The sequence below is a fragment of the Pseudarthrobacter chlorophenolicus A6 genome (assembly GCF_000022025.1).
Classification (GTDB): Bacteria; Actinomycetota; Actinomycetes; order Actinomycetales; family Micrococcaceae; genus Arthrobacter; species Arthrobacter chlorophenolicus.
The window spans coordinates 3,555,972-3,570,174 of the sequence record NC_011886.1; the positions used below are offsets into that span (position 1 = coordinate 3,555,972).

Annotated in this window: 12 protein-coding genes; 3 read left to right on the plus strand and 9 right to left on the minus strand. The window is 68.7% G+C overall.

The genetic code is table 11. From position 1 onward, the window contains the following. Positions 1 to 20 precede the first annotated feature (20 nt). On the plus strand, positions 21 to 656 hold the full coding sequence (nboR, locus tag ACHL_RS16050; RefSeq protein WP_015938351.1) for a nicotine blue oxidoreductase: 636 nt from the start codon (positions 21 to 23) through the stop codon (positions 654 to 656). Here the strand turns inward: nboR and ACHL_RS16055 are convergent. The 8 genes from ACHL_RS16055 to ACHL_RS16090 all read right to left on the minus strand — a co-directional run bounded on the left by ACHL_RS16055 (position 645) and on the right by ACHL_RS16090 (position 10,937). Next, on the minus strand, positions 645 to 1,286 hold the full coding sequence (locus ACHL_RS16055; protein WP_015938352.1) for a uracil-DNA glycosylase: 642 nt from the start codon (positions 1,284 to 1,286) through the stop codon (positions 645 to 647). The genes nboR and ACHL_RS16055 overlap by 12 nt on opposite strands. Positions 1,287 to 1,312: 26 nt before the next feature. Further along, the gene (locus ACHL_RS16060) at positions 1,313 to 2,293 is read right to left on the minus strand and encodes an aldo/keto reductase (protein ID WP_015938353.1); all 981 of its coding nucleotides are present in this window, start codon (positions 2,291 to 2,293) and stop codon (positions 1,313 to 1,315) included. A gap of 64 nt (positions 2,294 to 2,357) precedes the next feature. Then, positions 2,358 to 3,719 carry an LssY C-terminal domain-containing protein gene (locus ACHL_RS16065; protein ID WP_015938354.1) on the minus strand — a complete coding sequence of 454 codons (1,362 nt, stop codon included), beginning with the start codon at positions 3,717 to 3,719 and terminating at the stop codon, positions 2,358 to 2,360. Between the two features lie 21 nt (positions 3,720 to 3,740). Next, positions 3,741 to 6,572, minus strand: a complete 2,832-nt coding sequence (locus tag ACHL_RS16070; protein ID WP_015938355.1) for a molybdopterin-dependent oxidoreductase — start codon at positions 6,570 to 6,572, stop codon at positions 3,741 to 3,743. 2 nt (positions 6,573 to 6,574) lie between these two features. Continuing rightward, on the minus strand, positions 6,575 to 7,507 hold the full coding sequence (locus ACHL_RS16075) for an FAD binding domain-containing protein (RefSeq protein ID WP_015938356.1): 933 nt from the start codon (positions 7,505 to 7,507) through the stop codon (positions 6,575 to 6,577). Then, positions 7,498 to 8,763 (minus strand): XdhC family protein, encoded by a 1,266-nt coding sequence (locus ACHL_RS16080; RefSeq protein ID WP_015938357.1) that lies wholly within the window; start codon positions 8,761 to 8,763, stop codon positions 7,498 to 7,500. The genes ACHL_RS16075 and ACHL_RS16080 overlap by 10 nt, the downstream gene beginning before the upstream one ends. A 98-nt stretch (positions 8,764 to 8,861) precedes the next feature. Continuing rightward, positions 8,862 to 10,427, minus strand: coding sequence for an NCS2 family permease (locus tag ACHL_RS16085; RefSeq protein WP_015938358.1), 1,566 nt, complete (start codon positions 10,425 to 10,427; stop codon positions 8,862 to 8,864). A 15-nt stretch (positions 10,428 to 10,442) separates the two neighbouring features. Further along, positions 10,443 to 10,937, minus strand: a complete 495-nt coding sequence (locus ACHL_RS16090) for a nucleoside deaminase (protein ID WP_015938359.1) — start codon at positions 10,935 to 10,937, stop codon at positions 10,443 to 10,445. Between the two features lie 419 nt (positions 10,938 to 11,356). Between ACHL_RS16090 and ACHL_RS16095 the strand changes: the two genes are divergently transcribed. Further along, a complete protein-coding gene (locus tag ACHL_RS16095; protein ID WP_015938360.1) occupies positions 11,357 to 12,742 on the plus strand; it encodes an 8-oxoguanine deaminase in 1,386 nt (461 codons plus the stop codon). 31 nt (positions 12,743 to 12,773) lie between these two features. Then, complete coding sequence (gene ligD, locus ACHL_RS16100; RefSeq protein WP_015938361.1) at positions 12,774 to 14,018, plus strand: non-homologous end-joining DNA ligase; 1,245 nt, start codon at positions 12,774 to 12,776, stop codon at positions 14,016 to 14,018. On the opposite strand, the gene ACHL_RS16105 is transcribed toward ligD, so the two are convergent. Next, on the minus strand, positions 14,015 to 14,200 hold the full coding sequence (locus ACHL_RS16105) for a hypothetical protein (protein WP_015938362.1): 186 nt from the start codon (positions 14,198 to 14,200) through the stop codon (positions 14,015 to 14,017). The two genes, ligD and ACHL_RS16105, sit on opposite strands and share 4 nt — an antisense overlap. Positions 14,201 to 14,203 lie beyond the last annotated feature (3 nt).

Here is a 14,203-nt window from a genome sequence, read left to right on the forward strand (position 1 = left end):
TTTATGGCTAGGGTGCAGGTATGACATCAGGGAGCGGGCAGCAGCGGCGGACCACCGGTATTGTCCTGGCCGCCGGCGCCGGGACACGCCTGGGCCGGGGGCCCAAAGCCCTGCTCCCCTTCCGCGGGCGCCCGCTGGTGGAGGCTGTGGCCGGGAGCCTGCTCGACGGCGGCTGCCGGGAGGTGGTGGTGGTCCTCGGTGCCGGTGCCGCGGAGGTTGCCGCGGCGGCCGATCTGGGCCGTTGCCGGGTTGCCGCCAATAAGGACTGGCAGTCCGGCATGGGCAGTTCCTTCCTGCTCGGCGAAAAGGAAGCAGATCCTGCGGACCATCTGCTGGTTGCCCTGGCCGATCAGCCGGGCTTGACCCCGGAAACGGTGGCGCGGCTGCTGGCCGCCCACCGCCCGGGCCGGATCACCGCCGCCGCCTACCGCCGTCGGGATCTCCCTGACGGCAGTCCAGGCAGCCAACTCCAGCGCGGCCATCCGCTACTGATTGATGCGTCACTCCGGCCGGCGGTTGCCGCAACGGTGACCGGTGATGCCGGGGCACGGGGCTTCCTGCGGGACCACCCTGCACTGGTGGATGAGGTGGACTGCAGCGACCTATCCACCGGCGAGGATGTGGACACCCCGGACCAGCTGGGCTTACTTCAGTAGCAACTGCTCCAACCCGCTCTTGAAACCGGCCCGGCCGCCGTGGGCCGGATGCCGGATCCTGGGCGCATCGAGCCCGTTCCGGAGCAGGCTGCGGTGGGCCACGTTGCCGACGGCCACGATGGTGCGGACAGCGAAGAGCTCCGCCAGGGCGTGCCAGAACGGGGTGCCCAGGGCCGCTTCGGACGGCCGCGGCGTGCGGTTGGTCAGCGGCTGCCCCGGCTTGTGCGGATGCCACGGGAAAGCGCTCCACAGCAGCGGCAGCACGCCGAGTTCGGCCAGGACCTCCCACATCACCGTTGCGGTGGGTTCCGCCGCAACCCCCGCGGCCTCGGGCGGCAGGACGTATCCCTTGCCGGGCCCGAACAGTCCAAAGCTGTTGGCCGGCCCCTCGAAGATGGTGCGGTTGGTGAAGGGCACGCCGGTAATACGCATGCCCCGGAAGCCCGGCGCCTCGCCCACCAGCAGGATGGATGGCCGGCGTTCCAGCATCCCCTGCAGGTAGAGCGCAAGGTTGTCCCGGCGCAGTGCGTTCTCAGGGACCGTGTGGTCGAAAAAGTTGGTCGAGTCAGCGCCCGGCTCCACGGCAGCGAGCGCGCCAATGAACGCGTCGACGTTGTCCGCTGGCCGCATGGAACTCCCCGGACCTGGAATCACGGCTACCAGCGCGGGTGGATGGCCTCGCGGAAGTAGTGGTCGTAGATCCAGCGGACGCCCTCGCCGAATTCATCGGTGACAGCCACGTCAGCGGCGGCAGCGTTAGCCACGGCCTGGTCCACGTTGCGGGCGCCCGGGATCACCGTGGTGACGCCGTTCTGGGCAGCGATCCAGGCGATGGCGGCCTGGGCGGTGGTGGCGCCGGAGGGGACCAGCTGTTCGAACTCGGCCACAGCCTTCAGGCCCAGCTGGAAGTCCACCCCGGAGAAGGTCTCCCCCACATCGAAGGAGCCGCCGTCGCGGTTGTAGTTCCGGTGGTCGTTGTCCGCGAACGTGGTGTCCTTGGTGTATTTCCCGGACAGCAGTCCGGAGGCCAGGGGAACGCGGGCGATGATCCCCACGCCAGCTGCCTTCGCGGCGGGCAGGACCTCGTCCAGCGGCTTGAGCCGGAAGGCGTTCAGGATGATCTGGACCGAGGCCGTACCCGGGCGCCGGATGGCTTCCAGGGCTTCATCCGTCCGCTCCACGCTGACACCGTAGTTGCGGATGGCACCTTCCGAGACCAGGGTGTCCAGGGCGTCGTAGACCTCGTTGTTGCTGAACACCGGCGTGGGCGGGCAGTGCAGCTGGACCAGGTCCAGGGTGTCCGTTCCCAGGTTCTTCCGCGAGCGGTCAACCCACTGGCGGAAGTTGGCCAGGGTGTAGTTTTCCGGACGCTGGTCCATCCGGCGGCCCATCTTGGTGCCCACGGTGATCTCCAGCCCGGGGTTGTCGGCCAGGAACTTGCCGATGGCCTGTTCGCTCTTGCCATCGCCGTACACGTCGGCGGTGTCGAAGAAGGTGACGCCTGCCTCGGCGGACGCCGCCAGGATGGCTTGGGCCTGGGCCGGGTCAACGTTGCCCCAGTCCGCGCCAAGCTGCCAGGTGCCCAGCCCCACGATGGAGACGTTCCGTCCGGTCCTGCCTAAAATCCGCTGTTCCATCCCCCGACTATATTGGGTGCTTCCATGGCAGGGTGAATTGGCCGGGGTTACGTGCCCGGAGGCTTTACGCGGCCGACGAAGGCAGCGGGTCCGGGTTTAAGGGTCCCCTAAGGCTTCCGGTCCGGCTCCGGGCAAAAATCCGGGCACGTTCACTGGACAGGGCCAGGATCAACAGGATGTCCAGCGAAAAACTGACCAGCGTGGTGGCCATTGTGATGGCCGGGCCACCCGAAAGGGTGGCGATGAACTGGGCAATGATGGACAGGGCGCCGAAGGTCATGGCAGTTACGCGGGCCCGGTTCCCGCCACGGGAGATGAACCAGGCCAGGAGGAATTCGGTGAGGGCGAAGAGCCCCATCACGACGGCGGCCGGTGCCAGCGCCGCAGAAACATCAGGCGTGGGGGTGGTACCCAGGAGCGGCCCGGTCAGGGACCCATCGGTTACGGCAGCTGCCAGGGCGAAGGTCAGGAACAGGGCCGCGAAGCCCCTGCAGGCAACCAGGACAGCGCCGAACAACGTGGGCAATGGGCGTGTGGCACGCGGGTTCTGCAGTACGGCGGGCACGGACTCAGGGGCCGGAATGCCGGTGAGGTCGACAATGGGCAGGTCGCCATCGGTGGTGATGCTGTCCCCGCCCCCGTTACGGGAGTGGTACCCGGTGGAAAAATCCTTGATGGTCCTGACCCGGGCCTCGGGCGCAGCGGAGCGGATGGACTCCACCACATAGTCCCGTTCCGCATCGATGCCCGCCGCAATTTTATGCGTGACCTGCAGCGTAAACAGCGAAAGGCCCACGGCGCGATCGTAGGTACCGGCCGCCAGCCAGTTCACTGAGATCCCTCCGGGCAGCAGCCATCCCGCGGGTGCCTTCCAGAACCTGATGTGGTGCCGCTTCCCCGGGTTGCCGTCCACTTCCTGCTGATAGGCGAAATCCTGCTGCCGGCCGAACAGGAACAACGGACTCACAGGCGCTTCGTCGTAGCTGCGCCGGGCCAAGGTCGAGGTAATGATCCGGCGACTGGATACGGCAGTGACCGGATCGGCGAGCGTCCACTTGGCCTTTTCCATAACGGCATGGATCTGCCCGCCAGTGCCCAGGACGGCAACGTTGACCGGATCCCCCAGCAACCCGTCGCTGGTGCGCGACCGGCCGATGAAATAGTCCGGCAGGTAGATCCGGGTAAGGATGCGGTGCAGGCGGGGCAGTACCAGATAGGCCAGGGCCGCCCAGAACACCACGAGAAACCAGATGTGGCCCCATTCAAGGCTGGACTGCAGGAGCACCACGGCAAACCAGATGCAGCTCAGGCCGCTGAAGGTGAAGAACAGCCGGTCCACCACAGTCTCGGCGGCACCTCCGCCCTCGTGGGCCGGGCTGGTACCAGCCGTATTCCCGTCTTCGTCCACCGCTGCAGGGCCAGTCATGGGGCACAGGTTACACCGGCATCAGCGGGTAACGCCCTCCCCTACCGGCACCATCCCGGCCTCCTTCAACCCGAGGTAGATCCGGTCCCGGGCGATGGGCAGGGACGCGAACCGCACCCCGGTGGCGTTCCGGATGGCATTGGCCAGTGCCGGCGCCACGGGGTTGAAGGGGCTTTCGCTCATCGATTTGGCACCCAGGGGCCCCAGCTTGTCGTTGGTATCGGCAAAGTACACCTCGCTGCGCGGCACGTCCGCGAAGGTGGGGATGTGGTACTGCCGCAGGATGTCCGTGGTGACCTTGCCGGTGCTGTCCACCACCACTTCCTCGTACAGCGCTGCACCAATGGCCTGCGCGATCCCGCCCTCGATCTGGCCGCGGCACTGCCGGGGATTGACCACCACGCCGGCGTCGGCGGCCTGCACGCTTTGCAGGATCCGCAGCTCACCGGTACCCCGGTTCACCGCCACGCGGAAGCCATGCACGTTGAACGCCACGGACCTCGGGGTTCCGCCCCAGCGGCCTTCAGCCGCGAGGTCGACGCCGGCCTCCGCGGCCGCCTGCGCCAGTTCCGACAGCGCCACGGGCGTTCGGTCCACCACCACAGTGTCTCCGTCGAGGACGCAGGCGGAGGCCTGGGTCTGCCGGATGCCGGCGGCAAAGGCCCGGATGCGGACTGCCAGTTCCTCGGCCGCGGCGAGCGTGGCTTTTCCGGCCACCACCGTGCCGGCCGAGCCGAAGGCGCCGGTATCGTGCTCCACGAGGTCCGTATCGGACTGCCGCACCGCCACCCGGGCGGCCTCGGTGGACAGGGCGGTGGCGGCCAGCTGGGCGTGGACGGTGGTGGTGCCGTTGCCGAACTCCGCCGTGCCGACGTCGGCCTGGTACGTTCCGTCGGCCAGGAGCCGTATCCGGGAGTGGGCAAAGTGTCCGCGCGGCGGCACGGTGTCGATCATGGACAGCGCGGCGCCCTCGCCGCTCACCCAGTCCGGTCCGAGCTGGTCCAGCCCGGCTGCCCGGTACCGTTCCCGGCCCCGGTCCAGGGCGTCGCGCACCAGATCCAGGCACTGGTCCAGCCCGTAGCTGCCGTAGTGCACGTCTTCCTCGGGTTCCGGGTGCGTGGACAGCATGTGGTCACCTTCGCGCACCATGTTCCGGCGGCGGAACTCATAGGGGTCCATGCCGATGCCGGCGGCGAGTTCGTCCATGGCGGACTCCACGGCGAAGATCATCTGGCTCAGCCCGTACCCGCGGAAGGCCCCGGCCGGGACGGTGTTGGTGTACATGGCGTGGGCGTCCACTTTCTTGTTGTCGCACTTGTACACAGCGAGGGATTCGCCGCAGCCGTGGAACATGACGCCGGGGCCATGGTTTCCGTAGGCGCCCGTGTTGGTGAGGACGTCCAGCTCCAGCGCGGTGAGGTGGCCGTCCCTGCTGGCCCCGGCCTTGAGCCTGATGGTGAACGGATGCCGGGTTGTGGTGGCGGTGAACTGTTCGGTGCGGGTCAGTTCCAGCTGGACGGGCCGCTTGAGTTTCAGGGCCGCGAGCGCCACGAGGTCCTCGGTGAGGACTTCCTGCTTGCCCCCGAAGCCACCGCCAACCCTGCCTGCCACCACGTGCACCCGGTCCTCTTCCAGCCCGAACACCCGGCACAGGGTGCGCCGGACCAGGAAAGGCACCTGGCTGGAGGTGCGGACCTGGAGCCGGCCTTCGGCGTCAACGGAGGCAATGGCGGCGTGGGTTTCGAGCGCCACATGCTGCACCCGCTGGGTTTGGTAGGTCTGTTCGTGGATGAAGTCTGCGGCCGAAAACCCGTCCGCCACGCTTCCCAGCTCGGAATGCAGCTCCGCCACCACGTTGCGGTCCGGACGGGAGATCCGGGCGGCGGCACCATCCTTGCCGCCGTGCACCAGCGGAGCGCCGGGCCGCAGGGCATCCTGCGGCGTGAAGACGGCGGGCAGCTCTTCGTACTCCGCCGCGAGCGCCCGCACGCCGGCCTCGGCGGCAGCCACTGATTCGGCGACGACGGCGGCCACGCGCTGCCCGATGAACCGGACCACGTCATCGAGCACGCGGGTATCGTCCGGATCATCGGTGAAGAGCTCGTGCTGCGCGGTGGAAAACAGCTGCTCCGGAGCGTCGTCAGAGGTGAAGACAGCCACCACGCCGGGGATGCGGAGGGCGGCATCCTTATCGATGGACACCACCCGTGCGTGGGCGTGCGGCGAGCGGAGGACCTTCAGGTGCAGCAGCGACTGCTGCTGGTCCTGCGGGATGTCCAGCGTGTAGCGGGCCGTGCCGGTGACCACTGCACGGCTGGCGGGGGCGGGGACGTCATCGCCCAGCTGCCCGGGTTCCGGGTCCGGCTGGCTTGCCCCGGCGATACCGGAGCCCTGCCCCTGCGGTGCCGGGTGTCCGGCGTGGCCGCAGACGGCGTCGGCAATGGCCCGGTAGCCCGTGCAGCGGCAGAGGTTGCCTTTGAGGTTGCGGGGCAGGTTGTCCTTTTGTTCGTCGTCGAACGTGGCGGCTGTCATCACCATGCCGGCGGTGCAGAAGCCGCACTGGAATCCCTGCCGCTCCATGAACTGCTGCTGCACGGGGTGCAGCCCGGCACCGTCGCCGGACGCCTCCGCAAGTCCTTCGATAGTGGTGACCGAGTGACCCTCGGCGCGGACGGCGGGGTAGATGCAGCTGTGGACGGGTGTGCCGTCCACGTGGACTGTGCAGGCCCCGCAGTCGCCGCCGTCGCAGCCTTTCTTGACGCCGAGGTTTCCCTGTTCCCGGAGGAAGGTCCGGAGGCACTGGCCCGGTCGGGGATCCGTCTCGGCCGGTGCGCCGTTGATGTTGATGGCCATGCTCAGGCCCCTTTCGGAAGTGCTGTGGAACCGGAGGCCGGGGCGCTCCGGGGCGGCCAGAAGTCGCCGGACACGGGGCCGGGCGCGCCTGTCCCGCCAGGTGCCGCCAGTTCGGCACGGATTTCTTCGGCCAGCCGGTAGGTCATGTCCCGCCGCCAGGCCGGGAGCCCGTGGACGTCGTCGTGGTACAGGCCGTCAGGAATGGCGTCGTCGAGTGAGGCCGCCAGGTGGTCTGCGTCCGGCAGCGAGTCGAACCGCAGCTGCACGGGCCGCTTGGTGGCTGCGGTGACGGTCAGGACCAGGGCTGTGCCGCCGTCGAGCCTTCCGATCAGCAGCACCCCGGACCTGCCCAGGTTGCTCAGCGACAGGCGGCGGAACGCCACCCTCGAAGAAAGGGCCGACGCCGGGAGGTGGACACTGCGGAGCAGCTCACCAGGTGCCAGGCAGTTTTTTGCGTCCCCGGTCACGAAGTCGGCCACCGGTACGCTGCGGCTGGTACCGCCCGGCCCCACCACGGTGGCCACGCCGTCCAGCCCCGCGCACAGCGAGATGACCGGCCCTGCGGGCAGGGAAGTGCACAGGTTGCCGCCCACGGTGGACATGTTCCATACCTTGAAGGAGGCAACGAAGGAGTCGCAGCACGGCCGGACCAGGTCCAGTGCCGGCCAGGACAGGCCTGCGGCGTCGGGTGACTCCGGGAGGCGGTACAGCTCGGCGATGGTGCAGGTGGCGGCAAGGTCGATCCCGTCATCGGTGACAGTGACGGGTGTCCAGCCGCCGGCGCCGAGGTCGAGGAGGCGCCTGACGGGGCGGGGCCCGAAGGCGTAACTGCCGTAGGAGAACAGGACCGTGCCGCCGGCGAGCCAGGCATCGCCGTCGCGCCACTGGGCGGGGTCCGTGGTGGGGACCACGGCCTCGATGGTGTTCATGTCCATGCGTTCTCCTGCTGGTAAAGGGTGGCTGGCGCCTGCGACGGCGCGGAGTGTTGGTGGATACTGCCGGAGGTTTCACGGAGCGGTGCGCAGCTGGCGGCGCGGGTCCGTGCGGCAATGAGCTCGGCCGTGATGGACACGGCCACCTCCGCGGGCGTGACGGCGCCGAGGTCCAGGCCGATGGGTGAGTGGAGCTGCGCGATCCGGCCGGGCCGGATGCCGGCGCTGAGCAGGCTGTCGACGCGCTGCAGGTGGCTTCGCCGCGACCCCATGGCCCCCACGTAGGCCAGGTCGAGGCCGAGCGCGGTTTCCAGGAGCGGAAGATCGAACTTGGGGTCGTGGGTGAGGACGGCCGCCACGGTGCGGCTGTCCAGCCTGCCCGCCGCTGCTTCTGCCGCCAGGTACCGGTGCGGCCAGTCCGTGACCACGGCGTCCGCGGCAGCGAACCGGGGCTGGCCCGCGAAGGCCGGGCGGGCGTCCACCAGGGTCACGTGGTAACCCAGGAGCTTGGCGGCGGGGACCAGCGCGGCGCCGAAATCATTGGCGCCAAACACCAGCATCCGTGGCGGGGCCAGCCGGGATTCCACCAGGATGGCCGGGCCACCGGGCGGGCGGCCCGCCGCCCGGTCCGGAAGGCACCCGTCCGGACCGGGCAGCGGAACCAGACCGGCTCCGCCGCCCCGCAGCAGCGACTGCAGCTGTAACCGCACGTTGGCAGGAGTTTCCGCCCCTTCCCGCCCGGGTCCCACGGCCCCCAGCAGCGCGGCAAGTTCCGGAGCCTTCACGCGGGCACTGGCCGGATCCGGCACGACGACGGCGTTCCCGCCCCCGGCGACTCCGTCCGGAGACAAGCGCCGCACCAGGGCAACGGGCTCGCCGGCGACGGCGCCCGCCAGGTGGACGAGGGCTGCACGCAGCGGGTGCGGCGTACCGCCGGGCACGGCGGCCGGCACCGGTTCCACGTGGATGTCCAGCTCTCCGCCGCAGGTGAGCCCGGCGGCGAACGCGTCCGTGGAACTGAAGCCGAAGGTCCTCCGGCGGCTGCCGCCGTCGTCCATGGCTTCCTGTGCCAGCGCCACCACGGCGCCCTCCACGCAGCCGCCGGAGAGGCTGCCCAGCACAGCCCCGGATTCGGCAACCAGCATGGAGGTGCCCACCGGCCTGGGCACTGAACCGCCGGCACCAACAATGGTGGCCACGGCAAACCGTCCGCCCAGGTGGGGCGTCCAGCTGCCGGGCAGGGGAATCAGGTCAAGCATTGCGGTGCTCCTTCTTCCGCGCGGCGGTGGTGTCCATATTGTCGTTCCTCGCAGGTGGTTGGGGAAGGTTGCCGGCGCCCGGCGGGGCGCGCGGCGGGTCAGCCGCCCAGCAGGGCGTTGATGGGCCCGCGGGCGAAGTAGACCAGGAACCCGGCACTGACCACCCACATGAGCGGATGGATCTTCTTCGCCTTTCCGGACGCGGCGCCGATGATGGCCCAGCTGACGAAGCCCACGCCGATGCCGTTGGCGATCGAGTAGCTCAGCGGCATCGTCACGATCGTGAGGAAGGCCGGCAGGGCCACGGTGAACTTGGTGAACTTGATCTCGCGGATCTGCGCCATCATCATCGCGCCCACCACCACCAGGGCAGCAGCAGCCACCTCCAGCGGCACCACGCTGGTGAGCGGGGTGAGGAACATCGAGCCAAGGAACAGGACGCCGGTGACCACGGAGGCCAGCCCGGTGCGGGCCCCTTCCCCGATGCCTGCGGCGGAGTCGATGTAGACCGTATTGGAGGAACCCGACGTGGCCCCGCCGGCCACAGCGCCGAAGCCTTCCACGATGAAGGCGGACTTGAGCCGCGGGAATGTCCCGTCCTTGTGCGCGACGCCGGCGCTCTTGGCCAGGCCTGTCATGGTGCCCATGGCGTCGAAAAAGTTGGTGAACACGAGGGTGAAGACCAGCATGGTGGCTGCGAGTCCGCCGATCCTGGCGAACGAGCCGAAGAGATCGAACTGGCCCACCAGGCCCAGGTCCGGAGCTGACACGAGCTGGCCCGACAGGACGGGGGTGTTCAGGTGCCAGCCGCCGGGGTTGGTGGCGCTGGCGGGGCCGATCTTCATGAAGGCCTCGACGACGGCGGCCAGCACGGTGGTGCCGACGATGCCGATGAGCAGTCCGCCCTGGACCTTGCGCGCCACCAGGATGCCCATGGCAAGGAGGCCGACGACGAACACGAGCGTTGGTACGGACGTGATGGAGCCGCCGTCGCCCAGCTGGACGGGCGGACCGCCCGCGGTGGGCCGGACGAAGCCGGAGTCCACGAAGCCGATGAACGCAATGAACAGGCCGATGCCTACGGTGATGGCGGCCTTGAGTTCCTTGGGTACCGCCCGGAAGATGGCGGTCCGGGCGCCGGTGACGCCGAACAGCACGATCAGGATGCCGTTGATCACCACCAGGCCCATGGCTTCGGCCCACGTGACCTCCTGGATCACGGAGACGGCCAGGAAGGAGTTGATACCGAGGCCTGCTGCGAGGCCGAACGGCAGGTTGGCGATGAGGCCGAAGAGGATGGTCATGACGCCGGCGGTGAGGCCTGTGACGGCTCCGACCTGCGCGGCGGAGAGCCAGCCGCCCGCCACGTCGGTGGGGGCGTTGTCCGCGCTGAAGCCGCCCAGGATCAGCGGGTTCAGGATGACGATGTACGCCATGGTGAAGAAGGTGACCAGTCCGCCGCGGAACTCGCGGGCCACGGTGGAGCCGCGCTTGGTGATCTGGAAGAACCGGTCAAGGATGTTGTTCGACGCCGGCGGGGTGCTGCCTTGCCGTCCCCGTCCGGTTGCCGTTTGCGTGCCGCGTGCCCCTGCGGGCTCTGCACTGTTGTCTCCATTCGGGAACAGTGCAGCCTGCTTTTCAGAGGAGTTGTCCAGGATTGTCATGTCAGCCACCGGGCCCTAGTAGTCAATCCTGGATTCGAGCGTGTTCCAGGTGTTGAACGGCTCCAGCGGGGCCGGCGCCTGGGGATCGGCCAGTTCCAGCTTGGAAACCGGCATCAGGGAATCCCTGTCCTGGTTGTCGAAGTACTCGTAGAACACGGCGTCGTCGAAGCCCACCGAGGCGGCGTCGTGGCGGTCCGCGGCGAAGACCACACGCTCCACGCGGGCCCAGAGTGCCGAGGCCAGGCACATGGGGCACGGCTCGCAGCTGGTGTAGAGGACGGCGCCGCTGAGGTCGAACGTGCCCATCTCGCGGCAGGCGGTCCGGATGGCGGTGACTTCGGCGTGGGCGGTGGGGTCGTTGTCCGCGGTGACGCGGTTGACGCCGTCGAACGTCTTGCCGTCCGCGGTGACGATCATGGCCCCGAAGGGCCCGCCGCTGTTGAGGACGTTGGCTGTTGCCAGCCGGATGGATCGGGCCAGGAACTGCTCGGCCGTGACGGTGGTACTCATGATGCGACTTCCTTAGTGCCGGGAAGCCTGAAGCCGCGCAAAGGACCGGAGGAACCAGGTGCGAACGGTTACCAGGCTTCAGCATGTGCTGTGAAGGTTTAGTTGCGCCTGGTAGATAGCTTCCCGGGTTCGGGTGCCCGCCTTTGGCAGAATCGAGATTAGCACCGGTTTGTGGTCCACGCCATAGGTTTCTGGAAATTTTATTTCGCAATGTGAAATCTGCGTTACGTCGTGCTCACAGCCTTTTTGAGATCGCCGGTCACATTCCGCGGCCATTGACGCTGGCCGGCGCATTCCCTACGCTGGTGCGGACCCGGACCGCCCGCCGCATGGCAGTTGGCGGCCGGCCACCTGGATCAGCAGACAGGGCCTCACTGAGCTGGAACGTGCAGAACTCCGCTCAGACAAGGACGCTTTCCATGACTTTCACCTCTCCCGCTTCCGCCGCCCCCGATGCCGCTGCCCGACTCTGGATCCGGAACCCGCTGGCCGCCTTCACTGCCAATTCCCTTGACGCCTCGGGCGGGCTGGTCATCAGCAACGGCGTGATCACGGAGGTCCTCGCCGCGGGCCAGCAGCCGTCCGCACCCTACTCCCGGACCTTCGACGCCGGCAGCCATGTGCTGCTCCCCGGGCTGATCAACACGCACCACCACTTCTACCAAACCCTCACGCGCGCCTGGGGGCCGGTGGCCAACGCCCCGCTTTTCCCCTGGCTGCAGAACCTGTATCCGGTATGGGCGCGGCTCACCCCAAAGGACCTCGAGCTGGCCGCGACGGTTGCCCTGGCCGAGCTGCTGCTCTCCGGCTGCACCACCGCGGCCGACCACCACTACCTCTTCCCCGCCGGCCTGGAGGACGCCATCGACATCGAGGTGGCGGCGGTGCGCCGGCTGGGCATGCGCGCCACCCTCACCCGCGGCTCCATGACGTTGGGAACGGACGACGGCGGCCTGCCCCCACAGTCCACGGTGCAGGATCCGGAGGTGGTGCTGGCGGACAGCGAGCGCCTGGTCTCGGCGTACCACGAGCGCGGCGACGATGCAGTAATACAGATAGCCCTGGCGCCCTGCTCGCCGTTCTCTGTGACCAAGGAGATCATGGCCGAAAGCGCGGCGATGGCCGAACGGCTGGACGTCCGGCTGCATACGCACTTGGCCGAAACGCTGGACGAGGAGGACTTTTGCCGGGAGAGGTTCGGGCTGCGGACCGTTGACTACCTGGACAGCGTGGGCTGGCTGACGGAACGCACCTGGCTGGGGCACGGCATCCATTTCAGCGACGCAGAGATTGCCCGCCTCGGTTCGGCGGGGACCGCCGTCGCGCACTGCCCCACGTCCAACATGCGCCTCGCCTCGGGAACGGCGCGGGTCCTGGAACTGGAGGACGCGGGAGTTCCCGTGGGGCTGGGAGTGGACGGTTCGGCGTCGAACGATGCCTCCAACATGATCCTCGAGGCCCGGCAGGCCCTGTACCTGCAGCGGCTGCGCTACGGGGCCGACGTGCCGGTGGAGCGCGCACTCGGCTGGGCCACCAGCGGCTCGGCCGCCGTACTTGGCCGGGATGGGCTGGGCCAGCTGGCACCCGGGATGCAGGCCGACCTCGCCCTGTTCAAACTGGACGACCTTCGCTTTTCCGGCAGCCACGACCCCATTGCGGCCCTGCTGCTGTGCGCCGCCGACAGGGCCGACCGGGTCATGGTGGGCGGCCAGTGGCGGGTGGTGGACGGCCGGATCCCAGGGCTGGACATCCCCGCGCTGATTGCGGAGCACTCCACGGCCGCGCGCAGGCTGGTCAACGGCTGACAGGCAGCAACGCCGCTGCTAGCGTGGCGCCATGACTCCGTCAAAGACGCCGGCCGAGATCCTGGACATCGAGGGTGTTGAAGTCCGGATCTCGAGCCCGGACAAAGTGGTGTTCCCCGAGCCGGGGCTGACCAAGCTGGACCTGGTGCGGTACTACCTTGCTGTCGCGGAGGGTGCGCTGCGGGGTGCCGGCGGCAGGCCGATGGTGCTGAAGCGGTTCCCCAAGGGCATCGACGCCGAACCGTTCTTCCAGAAACGCGTCCCGGAAAACCATCCGCCGTTCATTGACACCACCACGCTGCACTACGCCTCGGGAACGTCGGCGCAGGAAGCTGTCATCCGGGACGCAGCCGGCCTCGCCTGGGTGGTGAACCTCGGCTGCCTGGACCTGAACCCGCACCCTGTCCGCGCCGAGGACCTGGAACATCCGGACGAACTGCGGGTGGACCTGGACCCCATGCCGGGCGTGGACTGGTCGCAGATCGTGGACGTGGCGTATGTGGCGCAGGAGGTACTCGACGACGTGGCGCTGGTGGGCTGGCCCAAGACCAGCGGGTCCCGCGGGCTGCACATCCTGGTGCGCATTGCGCCGGAATGGTCCTACAAGGATGTCCGGCTGGCCGCCGAAACCCTGGCCCGCGAAGTGGAGAACCGGGCCCCTGGCCTGGCCACCGCGCGCTGGTGGAAGGAGGAACGCGGCGAGAGCGTGTTCGTCGACTTCAACCAGAATGCCAAAGACCGTACCGTGGCCTCGGCATACTCGGTGCGTGCGCTGCCCGACGCGCGGGTGTCTACGCCGCTCACCTGGGACGAGGTCCGCACCGTCCGGCCGGAACGCTTCACGGTCCCCACGGTGCTGGAGCGGTTCGCGGATATCGGCGATCCGCACGCCGGCATTGATGACGCCGTCGGCTCGCTGGACGGGCTGCTGGCCCTGGCGAAGGACCTGGGTCCGGCCGAGAAGGCGCCGCGGGCGGGAAACGGATCCGGCCGCCGGCAGTCCGCCATGCCGCTGATCGAGGTGGCCCGCACCAAAACCAAACCGGAGGCGCTCAAGGCGCTGGAGGAATGGAAGTCCGGGCACGCCGGCGTCGTCAAAGCCCTGCAGCCCGCAGACGTCATGGTGGACGGGATGCGGGGCTCAAGCTCGCTCTGGTACCGGGTGCGGGTCAACCTGCAGCACGTCCCTGAGGCGGACCGGCCGGGCCAGGAGGAACTCATCGCCGACTACGATCCGTGGGCCGGCAAGGAATGGCCCGGCCGGCCCGGGGCTTAGCGCTGCCGGCCGAAGCCCGGAAGGGCGGAGATCCAGCGCGAGAAGCGGCTGGGTTCGTGGATGCGGTCCTCCGGAACATAGAAGTCCGGATCCGTGCCGCCGCCGAGGGGGAGGTAGAACTCCGGGACCGCACGGGCCGCCGTGTTCGCCGGTGCAACTGCCTGTGGTTCCTGCTGGTACATCTG

Coding starts and splice junctions, on each gene's coding strand:
- ACHL_RS16065 (WP_015938354.1), bottom strand. CDS start 3,719: ATGACTGGCCCTGCAGCGGTGGACGAAGACGGGAATACGGCTGGTACC.
- ACHL_RS16055 (WP_015938352.1), bottom strand. CDS start 1,286: ATGCGGCCAGCGGACAACGTCGACGCGTTCATTGGCGCGCTCGCTGCC.
- ACHL_RS16060 (WP_015938353.1), bottom strand. CDS start 2,293: ATGGAACAGCGGATTTTAGGCAGGACCGGACGGAACGTCTCCATCGTG.
- nboR (WP_015938351.1), top strand. CDS start 21: ATGACATCAGGGAGCGGGCAGCAGCGGCGGACCACCGGTATTGTCCTG.
- ligD (WP_015938361.1), top strand. CDS start 12,774: ATGACTCCGTCAAAGACGCCGGCCGAGATCCTGGACATCGAGGGTGTT.
- ACHL_RS16075 (WP_015938356.1), bottom strand. CDS start 7,507: ATGGACATGAACACCATCGAGGCCGTGGTCCCCACCACGGACCCCGCC.
- ACHL_RS16095 (WP_015938360.1), top strand. CDS start 11,357: ATGACTTTCACCTCTCCCGCTTCCGCCGCCCCCGATGCCGCTGCCCGA.
- ACHL_RS16090 (WP_015938359.1), bottom strand. CDS start 10,937: ATGAGTACCACCGTCACGGCCGAGCAGTTCCTGGCCCGATCCATCCGG.
- ACHL_RS16085 (WP_015938358.1), bottom strand. CDS start 10,427: ATGACAATCCTGGACAACTCCTCTGAAAAGCAGGCTGCACTGTTCCCG.
- ACHL_RS16080 (WP_015938357.1), bottom strand. CDS start 8,763: ATGCTTGACCTGATTCCCCTGCCCGGCAGCTGGACGCCCCACCTGGGC.
- ACHL_RS16070 (WP_015938355.1), bottom strand. CDS start 6,572: ATGGCCATCAACATCAACGGCGCACCGGCCGAGACGGATCCCCGACCG.
- ACHL_RS16105 (WP_015938362.1), bottom strand. CDS start 14,200: ATGTACCAGCAGGAACCACAGGCAGTTGCACCGGCGAACACGGCGGCC.